Origin of the sequence: Parafrankia irregularis, assembly GCF_001536285.1 — a bacterium.
Lineage (GTDB): Bacteria > Actinomycetota > Actinomycetes > Frankiales > Frankiaceae > Parafrankia > Parafrankia irregularis.
On record NZ_FAOZ01000029.1, the window covers coordinates 24,219 to 46,558 of the forward strand.

Consider the following 22,340-nt stretch of genomic DNA (forward strand, 5'->3'; position numbering starts at 1 on the left):
GCCGGGACGGTTTCCACCGTCCCGGCCCTGCCGTTGGCGGGGAGTTGTCCAGAAATTCCGTCATCGGGATTGTTTCCGTCGGCTGGGGAGCTGCGGCCAGCTGTAGAAGTACCAGGCGCCGCGGTTCACGGTGGTAGCGCTGGTCGCGAAGGTCAGATGGCGCCGGCGAGCTGGGTCGCCCCGGTGACCGCCATGACCGCACCCAGCGCCGACACCACCAGCGCGGACAGGAGCGGGACCGCTCGACCGAGGCGGGCCGGGACGCGGTCGGTGACGCGGGCCAGCAGGGGCGCGCTCCTGACAAGCGCAAGCCCGATCCCGACGAGTACCCCGGCCAGGCCCACACTGAACGCGATGATCATCACGATGCCGAGCGCCGCGCGGTGAAGCCCGGCGGCGAGGAGCATCACGCTCAACGCCTCCGGGCAGGGGATGAGACCTGCGGAGAAGCCCATCGCCAACACCCCGCGCGGACCGCCGGCCCACCCCGCCGCGCCATTTCCGTCCCCGCGCCCGTGGGAGTGCGTGTGCGCGTGTCCGTGCACGTGTCCGTGCGCGTGGGCGGGGTGGTGGTCCTGCCCGTGCGAGTGGTCGTGCGTGGCGGTGACGGGAGCGAGGCTGGACTGCCAGCGGCGGCGGACGAGGCGGGCGCCGAGCGCGAGTACCGACAGCCCGGCCGCGACCGTCAGCGCGGGCACGACCGCCCCGGGAACGAAGTGATTGCCCGCGGCCAGGACCGCGACGCCCAGGGCGAGGACAGCGGCCGTATGCGTGAACGTGATGGCCACGCCGAGGCCGACCGCGTGCCGGCCGGTTCCCGACTCGCCGACCAGATAGGACGCCAGCAGTGCCTTCCCGTGGCCGGGGGTGAGCGCGTGCAGCGCACCCAGCAGCACGCAGGCGCCCAGCAGGCTCACCAGCGCCCACGGACTGGTCAGTGGGCGGCGCAGACCCTCGATCATCGTCGCGCCGCCCGGCCCGCCCGGCCCGCCCGGCCCGCCCGGCCCGCCCGGCCCGCCGCGCCCGTCGCGTTCGTCGGTGGAGGTCCCCGAGCCGCTGTCGCCGGCCGCGGTCGCGGCCTCGTTGAGCGCGGCGCTGATCGTGCGCCCGCCGTCGGTGTGCCGGATGGCTCCGACCGGCACCGCGTCGGCGCCGACGAGCACGCTCATCTGGACCTTGGGCACCGCACCGGGATCGTAGGAATCGTGGATACGCAGGCCGCGGGAGCCCGCCGGCAGATCCGCGGCCCAGAAAAGCTGGATCGTGCCGACTCCCGCGGCGAGCAGCTCCGCCTCGGGGACGCGGACGTCGACCTGCCTGAGCTCGACTGCCGCCGTGTCGACCTGGACGGACAGGCCGGCGCGGACGGCCTCCGCCAGCGCGTCGCCTTCCGCCGGGCCGATCGTGCCGTCGCCATCGCTGTCGAGCTGCTGGACGTACGCGGCGCCGACGAGCACACCCGCGGTGATGTCGAGCTCGACGGCCAGCCCGGACCGCTCCGGCGTCACGTAGAGCTGCTGGACGATCTCGTCGGTGGGATGTGCCGACGCCGGTGCGGCGAGCCCCGCCACACCGGCGCCGATCAGCAGGCCCAGCACAGTCAGTCGGGCCAGTGCCCTCCGGGCGGGATGGCCACCGGCCGCGGGGCTCATGACGTGTACTTCGCGCCGTATTCGTTGCTCGGGTCGCGGTAGACGCCGTGGATGTGGTTCGTCGACGCTCCGGAGGTCTGCCCTCCGCTCTGGCCGGCCGCGCCACCGTTCTGAGTGGCGCCGCTGGGCGGGGTCCCGCCGTTCGGCAGGCCGGTGCCGTTCTGCGGAGCTCCGCTCGGCGGTGTTCCACCGTTCTGCGGGGCGCCGCTCGGCGGGGTCCCGCCGCCGGGCAGGCCGCCGCCGGCCCCCGGCACGCCGGCCATTCCCCCTTGTGGCGAGTATTCGATGACGAGGTTCGGGCCGCTGAAGCGGAAATAGGCGGCGCTGCCCTTGGTGGTTGGTCCGTACCAGGCCAGGTAGGTCTGGTCGAGCACGGACTGGACCTCGTTCATCCGGGTGGCGGCATCCGTGTCGTCGACCAGCCCGGTGTAGTGGCCGATCACCTTCAGCGCGGCGGCCTGCTGGTCGCTGTTCAGCTCGGACAGGGCAAGCCCTTCCGCGGCGATCGTCCTGCCGTCCTCGCCGGGGCCGAGAACGAGGTCGATCGGCGTTTCGCCGAGCACGGCGGCCTTTTTCTGGTCGTCGTCGAGCGAGTCGACCAGGGCGAAGGCCTCGTCCTCGATGTCGCCGAGCGGGCGTACGGTCTTTCCGTCGGCGTCGGTGTAGGAGGCCGGCTGGTCACCGATGAAACTCGGGGTCACCGACACGACGCCGGAGGCGATGGTGGCGTTGACGGTCACATGGTGCCCGCCCCACTGCCACATCCAGGGGCTGCTGTCCGAAGGGGTGCCGATCACGGCCAGGTAGTAGTACTGCTTGCCGTACTGGTCCGTCTGGCCGGTCTGCTTCGCGAGTGCCTCGTCCGCGTCCCATTCGCTCAGGACGCGGTTGTAGCCCTCGGTGCTCAGCGAGACCTTCATGATTTTCAGCCAGGCGTTCTGCTGGGTTTCGCTCATGTCACCCCAGCGAAGACCCGACCGCGAGTAGAGCGCGGCCGGGAAGTTCGACCATTTCTTCTTCTGCTCGTCGTCGCTCCACTCGAACGAGACCGTGTCCTTCTTCGAGTCGTCCAGCGTGGCGAGGAATTCTTTTGCCGCGGCGGTGACCTCGGGCGTCACCGACTCCCCGGCAGGCGCCGTCGCGGCCGTTGTGGCCGACGGGTCCGCGGACCCGTCGGACGACGAGCAGGCGGACGGGATGAGCAGGGCCGCAACGGCTCCCACGGTTGCCACTGCTCGTCGCAGTGGCCGGCGCGGCCGGTCGCCGATGGCTGGACGGATCAGAATCTGGGGCACCTTCCCACCTCGAAAAAGCTGCGTCGCGGTCCTCGCGGGCTCTCCCCGGTGACCGGCATCGCCAAATGCTAGCGGAATGTCAGGGCATCTCCGGAGAACTCATATCCGATGCACAGGTGAGTGCCCCGGCCCGACGTCGCCGATGAATCTGCGCGAGATGGGGTGATCGTAGCTGTGAATACTCTGTGGGTTTCCGGTCGGCGTCGGACCCGATATGGACGCAGCGTGACCGGATGAATGTTGGCGGAAGCGTGAGGTGGGCACGGCAACCGGGGAACCCGCGCCGGGCGCGCTCAGCGGGGCTGGTCGAGGTCGATCGTCCACGATGCCGGCGTCGAGCCGGCGACTGTGCCGGTCGCGAGGACCGCCCCGGGCGCGACCACCCCGAGCAGGTCCACCTCGGCGCGCGCGGCGCCCGCGGTGCCTCCGGTGCCCCCGGCGATGACTGGCTCCTGCGGCGTCCATCGCCGCGCACCGGCGTCGGTCACCCAGATGCGAGGCTCGCGGTGCCCCGCGGCCGGTGTGGAGCCGGTGCCGACGAGCCGTCCGCCGGGGAGTGCCGCCAGGCCGGTGACCTCGGCCCCGTCAGGAAGATCCGTCTCGACGGCGGCCCAGGCCGCCCCGCCGTCCGTCGAACGCCGGACCCGGCTGACCGAGCCAGCCCCGGATGGTTCCCGGCCCACCGCGAGCAGGCTGCCATCGGCAAGCCGGGCAACCCGGTCGAGGCTCTGGACGCCCAACCCGTCGACGCCGGTGACGGTCAGCCGTCTCCACGACGTGCCGTCGGACGACGTCCATACGGTGCCGTCGCCCTCACGGTCGAGAGCCAGATCCTGGCCGACGGCCAGCAGGCCACCGGGGACGGCCACCACGTCGCGCAAGGTGGCGTTCGACGCCCGCTCGACCGAGGCCGGCTGCCAGCTTCGCCCGTCCGTGGAGGTCCAGGCCGTGGCGGTGAACACGCCCGCGGCGCTGTCGTCCCAGCCGACCGCGACCAGCCGGGTGCCATCGGACGTCGCGGTCACGGCACCCAGGCCGCCGGTGACGCCACCGCCCGAGCCGGCAGTCGCGGCGCGCTGCCAGGTTGCCCCGTCGGCGGTCCACCAGGCGGCGGGCGTCTCGTCCGTCGAGCCTGAGCCGATCTCGCTCCCCACCGCGACCCAGCCGCCGCCCGGCCGCGGGGCGATTCCGCGCGCGGCGCCGCCTGCCTGTCCGCCTGTGCCGACACCTGTGCCCGAGCCCGGGCCCGGGCCCGCTCCCGCCAACGGGCCACCGGTCAGCCGGGCGATCTGTTCGGTGGCCGGAAGGGCCGTGCCGGCGCCGGTGGTTCCCTGCCTGGTGAACGGCGGGGCGCCGCCGGCCAGGTTGGGATCGCCCGTACCACCGCCCAGGCCGATGCCGATCCCGACGATGACGGCGACCAGGAGCACCACTGCCGCGACGGCGGCGTACACGACCGCGCCACGTCGGCCGGCCTTTCGGTAGTCGCTGTCGCCCGCGGTCCGCACCACCAGCGGCGCGTCCCGATCGGCGAGCGGGACCCGTCGCGGGACGCTCGCGGCGGGGCGCAGCAGCTGGTCGGTCGCGGCGGTGAGACCAGCCCGGTCGAGATCGACCCGCAGGCTCACCGCCGCGGGCGCGGCCTCGGCGGGTGCCGGGCCGCCGTGTACCGGGGCGATCAGGTCGGCGGCCCGGCGGGCCTCCTGTTCCCCCGGGGGATCAACCTGGCTACCGGGACCGGTCCTGCTCCACCCGCCCGTCGTCGTACTCGTGGATTTCACGGGGACGTCGTCCGGTGGGGCGGCGCGGGAGAGTTCGTCCGGTGGGGCGGCGCGGGAGAGTTCGTCCGGCGGGGCGGTGCGGGAGAGTTCGGCGCCGTCGTGCCAGCTGCCGTCGTGCCAGCCGCCGTCGTGCCAGCCTGGTGTCACGCGGTCTCGGCGCGGCGCTGCCGCCTGATCCGGGACGGAGGCCGCGGCCAGCCGGGCGCCCGCGGAGATCGCCGCACCGAGGCAGACAGCCAGCTTCGGGTGCGCATCGGCCGTGACGGTCACCCCGAGGTGGTCCGCCAGCAGCCGGCCGATCATCGGAATGCGGCTCGACCCGCCGACGAGCAGCACCTGGGTGAGGTCGGTCTCCCGGAACCCGGCCGCGGCTATGGTCCTGTGCAACGCGTCGACGGTGCGCAGGATCAGGACCCGCACCGAGTCCTCCAGGTCGTCCCGCGTGATCGGGACGACCCTGTTCACCCCGGGCAGGATGACCGGGATCTCGGCCCGGGTGTCGTCGGAGAGCAGTTCCTTGGCCGTCACCGCGGCGGCGGCCACGGCGGCCATTGCCCGCGCTGTCGTCGGGTCGGCAACGTCCAGCTCGTACCAGCCCGGGCCGACGGCTCGGGCGACGTGCTCGAGGACGGCGTCGTCGACATCGGCCCCGCCGATGCTGTCCTCGCCGCCGGGAGCCCCGCACAGGTCGAAGCCGTCGGCGGTCCGCCGCAGCACGGTGGCGTCGAAGGTGCCGCCGCCGAAGTCGTAGACGGCGAGCAGTTCGCCGGGGCCGAGCTGCCGGTCCGGCTGTGCCGCGTACCAGACCGCGGCCGCGGTCGGCTCGTCGAGCAGGCCCACGTCCCCGCGCCCGCCGAGCCCGGCGCGACTGGCGGCCTGTTCCAGCAGGCCCCGGCGGTGCGCGGACCAGGTCGCGGGGCAGGCCAACGTCACGTGTGCCGGAGCCTGGGATTCCCGCTCGGTGACCTTGGAGACGACGTAGCGGATCATGTCGGCGGTGAGGTCGGTCGCGTCGACCTTCGTGTCGCCGAGCCAGATCGGCACGTCGTCACCGAGCCGGCGCTTGAACGCGCGGGCGACCCGGTCGGGCTCGGTCACGGCCCGCGCCTCGGCGGCCGCGCCGACGAGCATCAGCCCGTCCTCCCGCCGGAAGAGCACGCTGGGGATGACCGGGGAATGGTCGCCGAGGCCGACCGTCTCCGCCCTGTTGTCACGCCAGACCGCGGCGGCGGTGAAGGTCGTGCCGACGTCGATGCCCAGTGCGTAGGCCATCGGCTACCGGCCCAACACAAGCGAGGTCTGCCGCGCGCTGGGCGTCCCCGTCGGCAGTCCGTTGCCTGCCGGGGTGGGTGACGGCACGGGACGCACGGTGGCGCCGCCGGCCTCCAGCGGAGCGAAACAGACCGGGTCCCGGCCGAGCAGCCCGCTGGCCTTCTTCTCCGTGCAGTAGGCGTCGGCTTCTTCCCAGGAGGCGAACTGCCCGTCGAGGTAGATGATGACCTGCCCGGGGAACTGGCTGCCCAGGCGCTTCGAGGCGTCCGCGTCGGCCAGCACCGTCGTGACGCCGAGCGCCCGGTCGATCTCCGTCTTGCGCAGGAGTGGCTTCTGAGCGGCCTGCTCCGCCTTGTCGTCCTTCCAGAAGCTGCCGAGCACGACGTAGAAACCCTGAGGCTCACGTCCCTGCCCGGTTTTCCCACCCGGGTCGGTGGGAGTGGTGGCGGTGACGTTCGGGTCGGGTGTGGGCGTCGTCGGTGGGGTCGACGAGCCGGTCGGCTCCGGCGTGGCCGGGCTGGCCCCCGCGTCCTGGCACACCGTCTCGGACGCCTTGGATTCCCCGCCCTCGTTGGAGGCGACGAGGCGGAAGCAGGTGTGGGCCCCGGCTGCCAGCCCTTCCCAGGTGTGCGCGGTCAGAGGGGCCTTGACCGGATGGAGTTCGTTGGCGGCTCCGTCCGGGTCCGCATCGACCAGCTTGTAGAGCAGGTAGTTCTCCGCGCTGGGCACCGCCGACCAGTTCAGGCTGATCGCGCCGGCGCCGGCGGTCTCGGCGGTCAGCCCGGTGGGCTGGTCCGGCCGGGCGACCTTGTCCGAGGCGAGCTTGTCGCTCGGCGCGGCCCGGGCCAGCAGGAGGACGGCCGCGGCACCGCCGACGAGTGCCAGCGCGCCGACCGCGGCGACGGCCCGTGAGAGCACGGGGACCTGCTCGAACACGAGCTCGACGGTTCCCTCGTCCGCCTTCTCGTCCGGGCCGGTGGCCCTGGTGTAGGTCAGCTGCACCGGCCGGGGGGTGACGGTGCCGAGCAGCGTCGGCACGCTGGCCCGCGCCTTCAGGTAGACCTCGCCGGTCTGGCCGGGATCGACGACGATCTCGTGCGGGGCGAGGGCGAATCCGAGCTCGCGGCGCTTGTCGGACGCCGTCACCCGCAGCCGGGCCGCGACCGTGCCCCGGTTCTCGAACCGCGCCGTCCACCGGCCGGTCCAGCGACCGCGCGAGATGGTCGGGGTAACCGTGGGAACGATGTCGTGAATCGCCCCGACGACCAGCTCACCCTCGTCGACCGCCGCGCTGTCGGGATGGTCCTGGGAGACGCAGCGCAGCGCGAACGGCACGTTCCCCACCGGCCCGACCGGCGGCCGGAACCGGATCTGGACGGTGTTCCGCCCGTTGCGCACGACGGAGACCGTCGGAGGGACGACCTCGGCCCAGGCAGCGGCCGGGCCGAGGACCTCGAACGTGTACTGGGCGATGACATCGGTGGCGTTGTGCACCGTCGCGGATGTCTGCACGGTCTCCCCGGGACGGACCTGAAGCCGGCGGTCCCGCAGTTCCACAACCGGATCCATCACGCTCCGCCCGCGTCCGTACGGTGTGCTCCGCACCGGTGACGTCCCGCACGGTACGGCCGGTGCGGCCAGCGGGGCCGGCGCGGGACGTCGCCTGCCCGCAGGTATACGGAGATCGCCCGCCAGGGCGGGGTGTGCTGCCCTTTCGGGACCACAACCGCGAGGCCGTTTACCGGGGTGCTCGACCTCCCCTAGCGTTCGCCGCGTGATCGTTCGGAGCGGCTCATGACCAGCCCCCCGGCGGCCGGCGCCGCGGCGGGAGACGCCGAGGTGACCTGGTTCCGCGAGTGCTTCGAAGCACTGCACGGCAACATCGGGCGTTTCGTCCGGGGGAAGCCGGAGGTCATCAGGCTTGCGCTGGTGTGCCTGGCCGCCGAAGGGCACATCCTGATCGACGACGTCCCCGGAGTCGGCAAGACCTCGCTGGCGAAGGCCATCGCGAGCTCGATCGAGGGCGGCCTGATGCGCCGCATCCAGTTCACCCCCGACCTGCTGCCGACCGATGTCACCGGGGTACAGATCTGGAACGCCGAGAGCCGGGAGTTCGAGTTCCAGCCGGGCGCGGTGTTCGGCAACGTCGTCCTGGCCGACGAGATCAACCGGGCCTCGCCCAAGACGCAGTCCGCGCTGCTGGAGGTGATGGAGGAACGCCAGGTCACCACCACGGACAGCATCCCGTACGAGGTGCCCCGGCCGTTCATCGTGATCGCCACCCAGAACCCCGTCGAGCACGGCGGGACGTACGACCTGCCCGAGGCGCAGATCGACCGGTTCATGGCGCGCCTGCACATCGGCTACCCGCGGTACGAGGCCGAGGTGGAGATCCTCGCCAACGGTGCCCGCGGGGTGACCCCCCGGTCCCTGTCGCCGGTGGTGAGCATCGCGGACGTCCAGCGGATGACGCAGATCGTGCGCCGGATCCACCTCGCGCCGGCCCTGCTCGGCTACATCGTGATGATCGTCTCGGAGACCCGGCGGATCGGTGAGCTGCGCCTCGGCGTCAGCCCCCGCGGCGGGATGGCCCTCGCGGTCGCTGCCCAGGCCCACGCCGCGGCCGCCGGGCGGTCGTTCGTCAAGCCCGAGGACGTGCAGGCCCTCGCCCCCTACGTGCTGGGGCACCGGATGCTGCTGCGGCCCGAGGCGGAACTGTCCGGGGCGACGAGCGAGAGCCTGCTCGGCGCGATCATGACCTCGATGCCGGTTCCCGACCAGCGCGTGTCCTCCTACTAGCCCGGCAGGGAACCGATGGGGTCCTCACAGGCAACGGGCAGTACGCGGATCACCGGGTCCGGTGTCGCGATGGCGGCGGCCACCGCCGTGCTCATCGCGGCCGGGCTGGTGCTGGACTACCCGGAGCTGCTCGCCCTCGGCCTGGTGGCCGGGGTGGCGCTGCTGTGCGCCGCTGGCTGGATGACGGTGACACCGGACGTGACCCTGATCCGGGAGATCCATCCACCCAGCGTGTTCCAGGGCGACGGCGCCCGGGCCCTGGTCACCGTCACCAACGCGGCGCGACGGCGCAGCCCGCCGATCCTGGCGGCCGAGACGGTGGGGGAGCAGACCGTGGCCGTGGCGCTGCCCAGCCTCGCGCCCGGCGCCCGGTTCCAGGCTGCGTACCCGCTGCCGACGGACCGACGCGGGGTGTTCGAGGTCGGCCCGCTCGTCGTCGGGCACACCGACCCGTTGCGCCTGCTGCACGTCGGGCGGGCCTTCCCGGACCGTTCCACCTTGCGGGTGCATCCCCGCATCCACACGGTGGACCCGCTGCCGACCGGCGGCTCGCCGGACATGGACGGCCCGACCAGCGCGACCTCGCCGCTGGGCGGCGTCGCGTTCCACAGCCTGCGCGAGTACGTCCGCGGAGACGACCTGCGGCTGATCCACTGGCGGTCCACCGCACGCACCGGAAAGATGATGGTCCGGCACAACGTCGTTCCCAACGAACCGCGGATGACGGTGGTGCTCGACACCAGCGCCGCCCCCTACGCGGGCGACTACTTCGAGGACGCGGTGCGGGTCGCCGCGTCGCTGGCGGTGTCCGGCGCCCAGCACGGCTTCCCGGTGGAGCTGTGGACCACCGGCGGGCGGCGTGGTGCCGCCGAGAGCAGCCGCGATGTGGCCGGCCTGCTTGACCTTCTCGCCGCGGTGGGGCCCGCCGACGACGACCCGGGGCTCGCCGAACTGACCCGGATGACGCCCGGTGAGGACGGCATGGTCCTCGGCGTGGTCACCGGTCAGCCGCCCGGCGCCAGGCTCGGCGCCGTGTCCGCCGTGCGGTCGCGGTTCGCGATGGCGAGCGTGGTGTGCGTCGGGGAGGAGCACGGGCGCCCGGGGCTACCCGTCCGCGGGGCGCTCACGGTGAACGTGCGGACCAGCGACGACTTCGCCGCGGTCTGGAACTCCTGGGTCCGGCGGTGAGCGGCCAGGAGACGCCGCCACCGGGCCGGCGGCGGGGCGAACCCTCACCAGCCGAGACGACCCAGCCACTCCCGGTGCTCAATCTGCCTCCCGCGCCACCGCCACAGCCGGCCCGCGCACCCCGACCACTGCCCCGCCAACCGCAGACGCCTTCGCCCCCGCGGAGCCCACGGCCGGCACAGGCCCCTCCGCCGGCGCAGCGCCCGCGGCCGGCTGCTTCGCCGCCCACCCGGCCGGCCGCCGGGTCCGCGCCATCGGCCCCGCCGCCAGCGTTCCCGCCGGCTCCGTTCGCCCCACCGGCCCCACCGGCTCCGTACGCTCCACCGGCTCCCTACGGGGCGCCCGCTCCCTACGAGCCGCCGGCCGGGTCTGCGCCTCCGGCTCCAGCCGCGCGGCCTGCCCGGCCCGGCCCACCGGGTGATCGGCCGGTCCCACCGGTCCCGCCGGAGCAGGGCGCGTCGGAGGAATCCGGATCGGGCGGCCCGGCGCGGCGGGGGCTGCGCCTGCGTCGCCCACGCCCTGCCCGGCGGACCACCTTCCGTCCGCCGCCGCCGGCCGTCAGGTCCTTCCGGCCGGCCCAGGTCGTTCTCGCCGGGGTCCTCACCGCCCTGGTCGGGCTCGCGTTCGCCGGGCTTTTCGCCGGCGGCCCGGCCGGGCGCGCCGCCCTCGAACTGGTTGCGGCGGCGGCCTGCGCCGCGGCACTGGGCTGCCTGGCCGGCGCGCGCCTGCGGCCGGCGCCGCTGGTCGGCCTGGCCGGGGTGGCCGGCGCGCTCGTCTTCGGCGTCCTCGTACTGTTCGCGGGCCGGCTCACGGACGGGGCGTCGGTCGTCACCGACTTCGGTGCCGCGGCCCGGGACGGCTGGGCGCGGCTGCTCACCGTCGGCCTGCCGGCCGCCCCCGACGGCGATCTGCTGTTGCTGCCCGTGCTCCTGGTGTGGCTGGCGGCGTTCAGCACGGCGGTGCTGGTTGTGCGTGCCGAGGCGGTGCTTGCCCCGCTCCTTCCGCCGCTGCTCGGCTACGTCGTCGCGTTGCTGCTGGTCGCCAGCCGTGGCCGCTCGCTGTTCGTGCTCACCGGGCTGATCGCCGTCGTCGGGCTGGCGCTCGCCGTGGTGCGCGCGGCCCAGCTGCCCGGCCGGGGCCGGATCGCCGCGGTCGCGGTAGGCCTGACAGAGGACGGTACGGGAGGCCCGGGCGCTCCAGGAGGCGCCGGGGCCCCGGGCGAGGCGGACCAGGCGGGCAGTGACGGGAGTGCTCCGACCAGCCGGCCAGGCCGTGGACGGTCGCAGTCCGGACCGCGGTCCCGGTCGCTGGCCGGGGCTCCGTCCTGGCGCCGGCCGCGGGCCGGCCAGTTGGCCGTCGGGATCCCGGCGGTGGCGCTCATGGCGGCGCTCGGCACCGGCCTCGCCGTCCTGTCGCCGATCGCCGAGGGGAACGACAGGTTCGACCCGCGCGACCATCGGCATCCGCCCGTCGACATCACCTCGACGCTCAACCCGCTCGTCCAGGTCAAGTCCGCACGCGGCGGCGCCGAGCGGAAGCTGTTCACGGTGCGGCTGCCGAGTAACGACGGGAAGGTCGTCACCGACCGGATCCGCACCGCGGTGCTCACGGACTTCGACGGAGCGACCTGGCGGGACGACAGCGTCTTCGTCCGTACCGGCAGCGTTCTCGGTACGGACGACACCCCGGTGACCACGACCGGCCGCGAGATCCAGATGGACGTCACCGCCCAGGCCCCGGGCGGCCCCTTCCTGCCCACGCTCGGCCAGCCGACCGGCATCCGTGACGCCACCGTCAGCTACGCGTACCAGCCCAGCTCCGGGTCGCTGGCCGCGACGGACCCGCTGCGGGCCGGCGACCGGTACGTGCTCACCGCCCAGGTACCTGTCGCGGACGACCCCAGACTTCCGGACGCCGGCGTCGCCCGCGGCACGGAGATAGCCCCCTACCTGGCGCTGCCCGCCAACATCCCGGACGAGATCACCTACGCCGCCGCGGACGCGGTGGGCACCGAGACCACCGCGTTCGGCAAGATCACCTCGCTCACCGCCTACCTGAACAACTCCACGATGTTCCCGGTCGACCTCGACGCCCGTCCCGGCCACTCCCTCGGCGCGCTGAAGAGGTTCCTTGATCCAGGTGGCGTGAAGGCCGACCATCACGGCTACGTCGAGCAGTTCGTGACCGCGTTCGTGCTGCTGGCCAGGATCGAGAGCCTGCCGAGCCGGATCGCCGTCGGGTATCTGCTGGATGGGCGCACCTCGTCACAGGCGGGAGAGTTCACCGTGACGTCCCGTCAGGCGTTCGCCTGGCCGGAGGTCGCCCTCGAGGGAATCGGCTGGGTCGCCTTCGACCCCACCGACATCTCCAAACTCAAGGATCGGCTTCCCCCGCCCGACCCCGACGACCCGACCGGCGGTGACGGCGCGGCGCAGGCCCCCGAGGCCCAGGCGGCGGACGCCGTCGTCCGCCCGGAGCTCGACCGGTCCGCGGACCTCGGCGCCACCGGCGGCGGATCCGGCGCCAGCAGCCTGTGGTGGGTGCTGCTGCTGGTGCTGCTCGTGGTGGCCGTCGCCATCCCGGCCGGGATCGTGGGGGAGAAGGCCCGGCGCCGCCGTCGCCGGGCGCGGTCCGGGCCACCCGCGGCACGGGTGGCCGGTGCCTGGCGCGAGGTCCGTGACCGCCTCGCCGAACGCGGACTGGCCCGCTCCCTGTCACTGTCCGCGGACCAGGTCGCCGACCTGGCCGCCGCGCGGCGCGGTCCGCTGGTCGGCGACCAGCTCGCGCTGCTGGCCCCGCTGGTCGGCACCGCCCTGTTCGGCGCGACCGAGCCGGACGACACCGATGCGCGCCGGGCCTGGGAGCTCACCGCGGCGGCGAGTCGCGAACTGCGCCGCAGTGACGGCGTCCGGCGCTGGGTCACCGCGACGCTCAGCCCGGTGCCACTGCTGCCACGACGTCGCCGCTGATGAGCAGAACGGGCGGCTGGCCGCCGGTGGTCCGCATACCCGCAGTCTGGTGGGCGCTGTGCGCCATCCTGCTCGGCACCGCCGCGGTGGTCGTCACGGCCGCCGACGGACCGAAGGCCCGCACGGTCGCCCTTGATGACGGCACCACCTGGCTGGTGTCCTCGGCGGTCGGCCAGGCAGCCCTGCTCGACGGCGCCTCCGCGCTGACCGACGGGGCGTCCGCCCACGTGGTGACGCAGGTCGCGGTGGGGCGTGGGGAACTGTCCGCGGCCCGCTCCGGCGCGGACGCGTTCGTCGCCAACGCCACCGCGAACAGCGTGACCCGCATCGACGGCGCGACGTACCGCAAGACCACGGCGCCCGCGCCGCTCGGGCGGGCCGGCGAGCCGCTCGCCCTGTTCCCCGGCAGGTCGGCCCTCTACGCCGTCAGCGCGACCGCTGGGCTGGTGACAGTCGCGGACCCGGCGACGCTGCGGGTCCGCGGACCCGAGCAGTCACTCGGCGCCCGGGTCCGCGAGGGTGCCGCGCTGGTCGACGGTGCCGGGCTGCTGTGGCTCATCGACAGTGACTCCGGTGACCTGATCCGTGTCGATGACTCCGGCAAGCACCCGAAGCCGTCCGGCGCCGACCCCGCCGCGGCCACCCTCGTGCTGGCCGGCAGGCGGGTCGCGGTGGTGGACGCCGCGGCGCGGACCGTCCGCCCGGTGGGCAACGACGGCGTGCCCGGGCCGGCGACCTGCCTGGACGTCCGCCAGGGCGACGAGGTGGCGGTGACCGGCTCGCCGACACAGGACCGGGTGTACGCCGTGTCCGGTGATCGCGGTGTGCTGCTGGTGAGCGACCTGGACCGGAGGTCCTGCAACCGGGCGGTGGATCTCGGTGCCGCCCGCCATCGTCTGGGCCCGGCACAGGAGGCGGCCGGCCGGGTGTTCGTCCCCGACTACACGACCGGCGAGGTCGCGGTGGTCGACCTGGCCAGCGGCCGGGTGGTGGCCCGCCCCGAGGTGCTGGCCGGCGGGGACGAGACGGTCTTCGAGCTCGTTCCGAGCGGGTCGTTCGTGTTCTACAACGACCCTGCCAGCGAGCGGGCCGGGGTGATCCGCCTCGACGGGACCACGGTGGAGATCCAGAAGTACGACCCGGAGCGGCCCGACGCCGGGCTCGTCCCCGGCGGCGGCGCAGCGGGCCCGTCCTCCGGGCCGGGCGGATCCGGGTCGTCGACCACTCCGCCGACCAATGCGCCCACCACCGCGCCGACCCCCAGACCCTCGACCCCGAGCCCCTCGACCCCCGGCACCACCGGGGCGGTCGCGATCGAGCTGTCGACGGATCGGGCCGCCATCGGCGAGCAGGTGACGATGCGGGCTGTGGCGACCGACCGCACACGGATCGGTGCCGTGCGTTGGGAGTTCGGCGACGGTTCCGCCGACGGCGGCGTCCAGGTCTCGCACAGCTGGTCGAAGGCGGGGCAGTTCACCATCACGGCACGGGTCACCCTCGCCGACGGCCGGCAGGCCGCCCCCACGGCCCGGATCACCGTCGTCGCCGGCATCCCGCGGCCGGATCCGACACCGACACCGACGCCCGGGCCGGACCCGACCCCAGGGCCGGACCCGACATCGAGCCGGTCAGGCCAACCCGACCCGACCACCACATCAACCGGGCCGACCCCGTCCCAGACGACTCAGAGGTCGGAACGGCCCACCGCCGAACTCACCCTGACCGAGTACGCCGGCAACGTCACCGCCGACGCGAGCGCCTCGAAATCGAATGTGCCCGGCGAGCGGATCGCCAGCTATGCCTTCGATTTCTTCACCGGCACATTCGGGGCACCCCAGTCGGACCCGCAGGCCAAAAAGTACTTCACCACCGGGACTTATCAGATCAGGGTTCGGGTGACAGACACCGCCGGCCTCACGGCCGAGACCACCCGCACCATCGGTGTCCGGGATTCGTCCTTCACGCTGATCATCACCCCCGAAGGGCCCGGCGGAGTCAGGGATTCGCGAGGCCAGATGTGCCTCGTGGCGGGGGCACGGGAGTGCTCGGGAGTCTGGGACCAGAGCGATACGGTCACGCTGACCGCGGTTCCCAACTCCGGAGCGACGTTCGTCGGCTGGTCCGGTGACTGCACCCCCCAAGGCCTCACCTGCGCGGTCACCCCTACCCGCAGTGACATCGGCGTGACCGCCACCTTCGCCGAGCCGACGCCGAACCGGACGTTGTCGGTGACGGCCAACGGGCCGGGCCGGGTCACCGGCGGTGGTATCTCCTGCCCGGGCACCTGCTCGATCTCCGTCGCGGACGGCACGCGGGTCGACCTGATGGCGGCCGGTGACGGCGGTGACTTCACCGGCTGGTCCGGTGACTGCTCCGGCACGCAGAGCTGCCCCGTCACGCTCTCCGGCGGCGACCGTTCCGTGACGGCGACGTTCGTGGACCCGCTGGTGGCATCGCTGCGCTGGGTGGACGACGGCTCGCCGCTGCCGCCTTACGGCCCGATCTACGCGGTCCTCGACGCGTCGGCGTCGAGTGGCGCCGTCTCGTACAACTTCGACTACGGCGACGGCACCGGCTCCACCGGATGGATCACGAGCTCCCGGGCCCCGCGGCACGCCTACAACACGGAGGGCCCGCCGGGCACCAGCTGGACGGCCACGGTCACCGTACGTGACGCATCGGGTCGGGAGAAGTCCGCGACCACCGGCATCTACGTCAAATGCTGCTGACGCCCGGGGGATACCGAGAATGACCACGGGACGGCGATCCTTCGGTGGCGCGGGGACGTCTCGACCGGCGCGGGCGCGCGCGCGGGCCGTGTCGGCGCGGCTGGGATCGACGTTCCTTGCGCTCGTGGTCGTTCTCGGCGCGGTCGCGGTCGTGCTGTCGGGGCGCGGCGACCGCACGGTGAAGGTGTCGCTGCAGGACGGCGCGGCCTGGCTCGTGTCGTCGAAGGTCGGGCAGGCCGCTTTGATCGACGGGGCGTCCGCGCAGGTGGTGACGCAGGTGCCGGTCGCCGGGGCCGACGCGGACCTGACCTCGGCGCAGGCCGGGGCCGATGCCTTCGTCGCCGACGGCACCACCGGCAGCGTGGTGCGCGTTGACGGCATCACCTACGAGCCGTCCAGGCCGGTCAGGTTCGCCCAGCCCGGCCAGCGGCTGCAGCTTTTCCCCGGCCGCGACGACTCCGGGCTGTTCGCCTTCACCGAACAGTCCGGCCTGGTCACCACAGCGGACATCCGGTCACTGCAGCCCCGGGCGAGCCAGGCACTGGCGTCGAGGATCGCGCCCGGCGGCGGAGCGGTGGACGGATCCGGCCGGCTGTGGCTGATCGAGGCGGGTTCGGGTGACCTGGTCTGGCTGGATGATCGGGGCAAGGTGGGCCGCCGGGCCGCGGCGGTCGACCCTGACGGCGCCCGGCTGGTGGTCGCCGGCGGCAGGGCGGTCGTCGTCGCCGGAAGTTCGGTACGGCCGTTGGAGTCCGACGGCAGCCTCGGCGCGGCGACCTGCCTGGCGGAGAACCCCGCCGACACGACGGCTGTGGTGACCGGCTCCCCGGAGACCTCGCGGCTCTACACCGCCTCGGGGCGGCGCGGTGTGCTGCTGGTCAGTGACCTGGCCCGGCGGTCATGCGACCTCGCGGCCGATCTCGGCGCCGCCGACGACGAGCTCGGCCCACCACTGGAGGTGGCGGGCCGGGTGTTCGTACCGGACTTCACCACCGGCGAGATCTTCGTCGTGGACCTCAGCCGGCCGCGGGACGCGCCGCGCCGGGCGGAGGTCCTGCCGCCCGGCACCCGTTTCGAGCTCGTCCCCGGTGGGTCGTTCGTGTTCTACAACGATCCGGCCAGCGAGCGGTCCGGGGTGGTCCACTTCGACGGCACAACCATCTCGATCAGCAAGTACGACCCCGAGCGGCCGGAGGCCGGCCTGATCAACGGCCGGGGGAGCGAGTCCGGGCCGCCCGGGTCAGGCCAGTCCGGGTCGCCGGGCTCCTCGGCCGGGCCGACCAGTCCGGCGCAGAGCCCGTCCTCGACGCCCTCGCCCACCCAACGTCCGTCGGACCCGGCCGACGGCGCCGTGGCGATCGAGCGGTCGGCGGGCGTGGTGGCGGTCGGGAAGCCGGTGGCGTTGCGGGTGGTCGCCACCAGCGGGGCCCGGATCAGCGCCGTGCGCTGGGATTTCGACGACGACAGCGGGGGCCGCGGCACCGCGGTGTCGCACAGCTGGTCACGAGCCGGGCAGTACACGGTCTCGGCCCAGGTCACCCTCGCCGACGGCCGTAAGGCCGCACCCACCGCCGGGATCACCGTCACGGCGCAGCCCACACCCACCCCGACGGCGCCGACCACGAACCTCACGACCCCGACCATCCCCACCACTCCGATCATCCCGACCAGCCCTTCGCGGACGGAGGAGACCGGGAAACGAGGCCCGACCGCGGCGCTGACCGTGACACCGGCCTCGGGCGGCGCGCCGCTGCTCGTCAACGCCGACGCCTCCGGATCGACCGCCGGCTCGGAGCCGATCACCGACTACCGGATCGACTTCGACGACAACGGCGCTGTCGCGACCTCGCGGACGGGAAGTCACACCTATTCCGCCGCGGGGACCTACACCGTCCGGCTCACGGTCACGGACCGGGCTGGCCGGAGTGATTCGATGACGCGGCAGGTGACGGTCACCGCGGCCGCGGTGGCACCGACGGTGCAGGTCTCGGCCTCGGCGGTGGCGGGTGAGCTGGTGGTGAACGCGACCGCCGCCGCGACCCCGGGCACCGCGGCGCTGCGCGACTACGAGTTCAGCATCGAACCCGCGGGATCCCCCGAGAGCGCGCAGCCGCAGGCGGCGAACACCGCGCGGTTCACGGTTCCGGCCGCGGGTACCTACCGGGTCACGGTCAAGGTCACCGACACGGCGGAGCTGTACGCGACAGATACCTCGGATGACGTCGTCGTCACGGTCGCCCCCCCGGAGCCCTACGCACTGATTCCCAACGCCAGCAGCGCGGCCTGGAGCAGCGGCGCGGGTACGCCGGTGTACGGCGCGCGGGGAGAGGCCAAGGGCTACATAAACACCGAGGCGTACCAGCTGGAGGACGGATCTTATCAGTCCCACATGGAAACGCATCCGAACTATGCCGCGGACGGCTGGATATCCGGCCAGTTCACCCTTCCGCAGGCCATTGTCAGCGGCCAGAGATTCCGTGCCCAGCTAGGATTTGTGAAGCCTAATGAGGGTACTGCCGGCCGAGTCCAGTTCAGTGTTCGGGCCGTGTACCCGAGCGGCCAGCTGTCGGCCGTGCTGTTGAGCCGGGTAGAGGTTCAGTCCGACGGTTCCATGCCGCCTGTCGACGTCGACCTGTCCGGGGTCAGCGGCGCCACTGGACTGGTTCTCCGGGTGGACGCGCTCGGCGACGCCGCGCAGGACTGGGCCGCCTGGGTGAACCCCCGCGTCGAATAGCGCAGGCCCGCGGCCGGCCGCGCCGGCCGCGGGCGGGAGGTGCCGGCCGATCAGCTGCCGGCCGATCAGCTGCCGGCGGCGGAGACGTGCAGCAGGCCCTCGCAGGTGCGGCGCAGGATGGCCGCGGCGCGGCGGGTCGGCTGGGGGAGCAGGCGGTTCTCCGCCAGCTGGCGGTAGCTGCCCAGGACGGCCAGCACCGCCGGCCGGATCTCGGCGGCGTCGGCGTCGGCGGGCAGGCCGAGTCGGGTCCGCACGTCCACCCCGGCGGCGCCGAGCAACCGTTCCATCTCGTCGCGCCGCCCACCGTCCAGGCCGCGCAGGTCGGCCCTGCCGGTGCGCAGCTCGCCGATCAGGCGCAGCTCGGCGAGCTCGTGCGCGCCGGCCTCGATCTGCTCGCGGCGGGCCCGCAACAGTGCCAGCAGACGGGGCGGCGGGCCCACCGGCCCGTCCGCTCCGGTGGCCTCGCCCGTGGCGTCTTCGCCGAGAACTCCGTCCAGGACGCGCAGCGCATGCTGGGCTTTGAGGACGTCGGCGCGGTCGGTGAACTGCCCGCGAAGCAGCTCGGTCAGCTCGGGCAGGCCGCTGCGCGCGGTGAGTTCCGCGGCGAGCCCGGCCGGGTCACGGGCGTACCCGAGCCGGGCCAGTGCCACGGCGAGACGTACGCCGGCGAGGCCGAGGCCGTCGATCAGGAGCGCCCGCACCGGCGCGGCGACGGATGTCGACGCGGCCGGGGCGACGAACCGGTCGACGGACAGCAGCAGGTCGTCGGTGTCCGCGGCGGGCTCGGCGGCGAGTGCCAGCAGCTGGCCGAGCTCGTCGCCCGACAGCCGGGTGCCGGCCTGGGCGAGCAGGCCGGCGACCGGTACGACGGTCTGCACCAGGGCGCGGACCCGTTCGTCGCGGCCGATGGCGGCGGCGGCCCGGCGGGCCACGTCCACGGAATCGGTGCGCCCGGGAGCGATCTCGTCGGCCCGGGAGAGCACCCCGATGGCATGCGCCGGGGTGGCCTCGCCGAGCCCGGTCCGCCGGAACGAAGCCAGGAAGTCGACGTCAGCCGCGTGCAGGTGACGCAGCAGATAGATGATCGCGTCCGCACCGGCCAGTGCGGGGCCGGCGGCTCCGGAGCCGGCCGTGCCGAGACCGGGGGGCACGTCGCCAGCAGACCTGCCGCCGGGCCGGCGGGCCGGTGGCCGGCGGGTGCCCCTGGTCAGGAAACTCTCCGTGCGCCGGGAGAGCTCCACGGACAACGAGGCGATGCCCGGCGTGTCGATGAGGGTGAGGCCGTGTAGCCGCGGGCCCGGCAGCTCGACCCGCAGAGCCTCCACGCCGGGACCAGTCGCGCCAGCTCCGGGGGCCGCCGTGCCCGCGGAACCGGCCCCACCGGGCAGCCCCGCCAGGTCAACATGTGCGCTGCCCGCCGTGCGGCGTAGCCGGGCCTCGACCACCGACCCGTCCCGCAGGTAGGCCCAGGCCGCCTCGCGCGTTCCGGCGGCGTAGGAGGTCACGATCCGGGTGCACTCCGTGGCGTCGGTCGCCGCGATCTGCTCGCCCGCGAGGGCGTTGAGCAGTGTGGACTTGCCGGCCTTGACCCGGCCGGCGAGCGCGACCCGCAGCGGCCCGTCGAAGCGGTCCACCTCCTCGCGCAGGATCGGTTCGGCGGGGCATCCCTGACAGGCGTCGAGCGTGTCGAGGAGCAGAGCGCGAACCAGCGCACGCAGGCTCCCAGGGCGGCCGGCCGGGTCGCCTGGACCGGTGTGACCGGTGTGACCGGTCACCTGGCAGCTCCCCGTCCTGCCCGTCCCGTGCTGACCGCTCGGGCCGCGCCGGCCGCGCCGGCAGGGTCGCCGGCGCCGGGTGCGCTGGCGGCCTCCGTCACGGCGCGCAGCCGGGCGATGTCCCTGTCCAGCGCGGCGAGCCGGGCCTGGTGCGATTCCTCGGTCTCCCGACCGGCCCGCTCGGCGGCCGCCAGGTTGCGCCGCGCTTCGGTCGTCAGCTCAGTGGCCAGCCCGGTCAGGGCCTGGTGCAGGCTGACGCGAAGCTGTTCGCAGACGACGGTCGCGTCCTGCGCGATGATCCTTCCAGCCTGTTCGATGTACTGCCGCGCGGCTTCCTTGGCATGTGCCTGGTGGGCGCGGCGTTCGTTCGCGCGGACGGAGGCGATCGTGCGCCGCCCGAGCATCACGAGCGCCCCGATTCCGACCGGGGCGAGCACTGTCGTGAGGGCGGCGAGCCCGGCGATGCTGGCAAGTGCCCCGCCAGCCGAGACGATGACCATCCCGACGCTCCCGCCGCGCGCGCCCTGTGCCAGCAGGTCGAAACCGGTCGACTGGGTGAACTCGAGGCCGCGGACGTCCTCGACCGTGGGCAGCGGCCGGTCGACCGCCGTGGCGAGCAGCTCCCGGACGGGGCCGGCGGCGGCCTCGAACGCCTGCGTGACGGTGTCGACGAGAGTCGTGCCTTCGGAGCGGATCTGCTGGCGGTGGTCCAGCAGGGTCTCGTTGACCGCCTGGAACAGCCAGCTGCGCAGCTCGTCCCACTGCTCGGACGGATCACTCGCGGTGATCCTCTCCTCCGCTCTGGCGTGTAACGTCCGGATGCTGGCCGCCAGGCCGTCCCTGCAGCGCAGGGTCATCTCCGGGTACTGCTGCGACAGTTCCTGCCGCCAGACCGCGGCGGGCTCACCCATCCGACTCGCGTCGCGGACGGCGGCGGCCAGGCCGGCCGCCCGGTCGCCCGCGTCATGCCGCGGATCGGCGAGTGCTGCCCGTTCGGTCTCCAGCTCGGTGAGTAGCTGGCGCAGCGCGTCGGCGGCGGTGGCGCGGGCCAGTCGTTCAAGGCGGGCCCGGCGCGGTGCGACGATCTCGTGGCGCAGATGGGTCACCAGCGCCGGGTAGCCGGACTCGGTGTCGAGATCAGGCCGATGGTCGCGCAGGGCGCGCAGCCGCAGCGGCGCGCCGAGGGGGAAGACGGTGAGGTCCAGACCAGCACGCCGCAGATGCTCCCGGTTGGCCGCGACCACCCGGCGCCAGTGCGGGCAGGCGTCGATCTTGGTGATCGCGAGCAGCACGGTCCCGCCCTGCCGGACGAGCCGTCGGATCAGGTCCAGCTCGGGGGCGGTGAGTTCCTGCCCGGCGTCGGAGACGAACAGGACGGCGTCGGCGCTGACGGCCGCGTCCAGCGTCGCCGCCGCATGGCCGTCGGCCAGTCCGCCGTTCAGCCCCGGGGTGTCGAGCAGGGTCAGACCCTGCGCCAACAGCTGCCGGGGGACCCCGACCTGCGCCGAACTCACCGGACCGGTGCCGGAGCCGGTTCCAAGGCCGGAGCCGGTACCGGTGCCCGAGTCGGAGTCGGAGTCGGAGCCGATCGCGAGGCGTGTCGCCGCCGGCGGGCCCTGGACGAGGTCGTGCAGCACCTCGATGGAAACCGCGTCGACGGACGGATCCTCGACAGACCGAGCCTCGGCCGGTGCTGCCGCTGTGGGCGGTGCCCCGCCGGTCGGTGCGTCACCCGGGGCGGATCGGGCGGCGCGCCGCACCGTCGCGGTCGGGTGCGGGGCGTAGCCGACCATGGTCGGCACCAGCGTGGTCGAGATCGGGTCGGTGCCGCACACCGCCGCCCCCAACAGGGCGTTGACCAGGGTGCCCTTGCCTTTCTTGAACTCGCCCGCGACGACCACCAGGGCGTCCGGTGTGACCAGCCGGCCGCGTTCCCGGGCAAGCCGCACCTGCAGGTCCGGCCGGCCTCGCCGCCCGGCCTCGGCGGCCACCGCGTCGAGCAGCCGGACCGTGGCCGAAGGCCCGCCGGCGGCCGGGTGCACCGGACGTGCCGATGCCGGACGCGCCGGATTTGAGTCCGCGCCGAGGCCCGTCATGAGCGTTCCTTGAGCGGTTCGTGAGGACGAGCCGACCTTGAGCGCGCTGT

At 73.8% G+C, this 22,340-nt stretch carries 11 protein-coding genes; 5 read left to right on the plus strand and 6 right to left on the minus strand.

Going from position 1 to position 22,340, the window contains the following annotated elements:
* Window positions 1–152: 152 nt before the first annotated feature.
* From AWX74_RS40275 to AWX74_RS30145, 4 genes are all read right to left on the minus strand, one after another.
* On the minus strand, window positions 153–1,652 hold the full coding sequence (locus tag AWX74_RS40275; RefSeq protein WP_091283723.1) for a nickel/cobalt transporter: 1,500 nt from the start codon (window positions 1,650–1,652) through the stop codon (window positions 153–155).
* The gene (locus AWX74_RS30135; protein WP_165615833.1) at window positions 1,649–2,875 is read right to left on the minus strand and encodes a DUF3500 domain-containing protein; all 1,227 of its coding nucleotides are present in this window, start codon (window positions 2,873–2,875) and stop codon (window positions 1,649–1,651) included. The genes AWX74_RS40275 and AWX74_RS30135 overlap by 4 nt, the downstream gene beginning before the upstream one ends.
* A gap of 365 nt (window positions 2,876–3,240) precedes the next feature.
* On the minus strand, window positions 3,241–6,000 hold the full coding sequence (locus AWX74_RS30140) for an Hsp70 family protein (protein ID WP_091283726.1): 2,760 nt from the start codon (window positions 5,998–6,000) through the stop codon (window positions 3,241–3,243).
* A gap of 3 nt (window positions 6,001–6,003) precedes the next feature.
* The gene (locus AWX74_RS30145; RefSeq protein ID WP_091283728.1) at window positions 6,004–7,569 is read right to left on the minus strand and encodes a fibronectin type III domain-containing protein; all 1,566 of its coding nucleotides are present in this window, start codon (window positions 7,567–7,569) and stop codon (window positions 6,004–6,006) included.
* A gap of 225 nt (window positions 7,570–7,794) precedes the next feature.
* Here AWX74_RS30145 and AWX74_RS30150 point away from each other — a divergent pair, with 225 nt between their 5' ends.
* From AWX74_RS30150 to AWX74_RS30170, 5 genes are read left to right on the plus strand one after another with little or no spacing between them, the layout of a single operon-like run.
* The gene (locus tag AWX74_RS30150) at window positions 7,795–8,799 is read left to right on the plus strand and encodes an AAA family ATPase (protein ID WP_054564474.1); all 1,005 of its coding nucleotides are present in this window, start codon (window positions 7,795–7,797) and stop codon (window positions 8,797–8,799) included.
* 15 nt (window positions 8,800–8,814) lie between these two features.
* The gene (locus AWX74_RS30155; protein WP_091283730.1) at window positions 8,815–9,987 is read left to right on the plus strand and encodes a DUF58 domain-containing protein; all 1,173 of its coding nucleotides are present in this window, start codon (window positions 8,815–8,817) and stop codon (window positions 9,985–9,987) included.
* Window positions 9,984–12,956 (plus strand): transglutaminase domain-containing protein, encoded by a 2,973-nt coding sequence (locus tag AWX74_RS30160; protein ID WP_242666481.1) that lies wholly within the window; start codon window positions 9,984–9,986, stop codon window positions 12,954–12,956. Before AWX74_RS30155 ends, AWX74_RS30160 begins: the two co-directional genes overlap by 4 nt.
* The gene (locus AWX74_RS30165) at window positions 12,956–15,685 is read left to right on the plus strand and encodes a PKD domain-containing protein (RefSeq protein WP_091283732.1); all 2,730 of its coding nucleotides are present in this window, start codon (window positions 12,956–12,958) and stop codon (window positions 15,683–15,685) included. Before AWX74_RS30160 ends, AWX74_RS30165 begins: the two co-directional genes overlap by 1 nt.
* A gap of 19 nt (window positions 15,686–15,704) precedes the next feature.
* Window positions 15,705–18,419 carry a PKD domain-containing protein gene (locus AWX74_RS30170; RefSeq protein WP_131799570.1) on the plus strand — a complete coding sequence of 905 codons (2,715 nt, stop codon included), beginning with the start codon at window positions 15,705–15,707 and terminating at the stop codon, window positions 18,417–18,419.
* A 65-nt stretch (window positions 18,420–18,484) separates the two neighbouring features.
* Here the strand turns inward: AWX74_RS30170 and AWX74_RS30175 are convergent, their stop codons facing one another.
* Together AWX74_RS30175 and AWX74_RS30180 are read right to left on the minus strand one after the other, a co-directional pair.
* Entirely contained in the window at window positions 18,485–20,194 is a 1,710-nt protein-coding gene (locus tag AWX74_RS30175) for a dynamin family protein (RefSeq protein WP_091283735.1), read from the minus strand.
* Window positions 20,191–22,290 carry a dynamin family protein gene (locus AWX74_RS30180; protein WP_091283736.1) on the minus strand — a complete coding sequence of 700 codons (2,100 nt, stop codon included), beginning with the start codon at window positions 22,288–22,290 and terminating at the stop codon, window positions 20,191–20,193. Before AWX74_RS30180 ends, AWX74_RS30175 begins: the two co-directional genes overlap by 4 nt.
* Window positions 22,291–22,340: the final 50 nt, after the last annotated feature.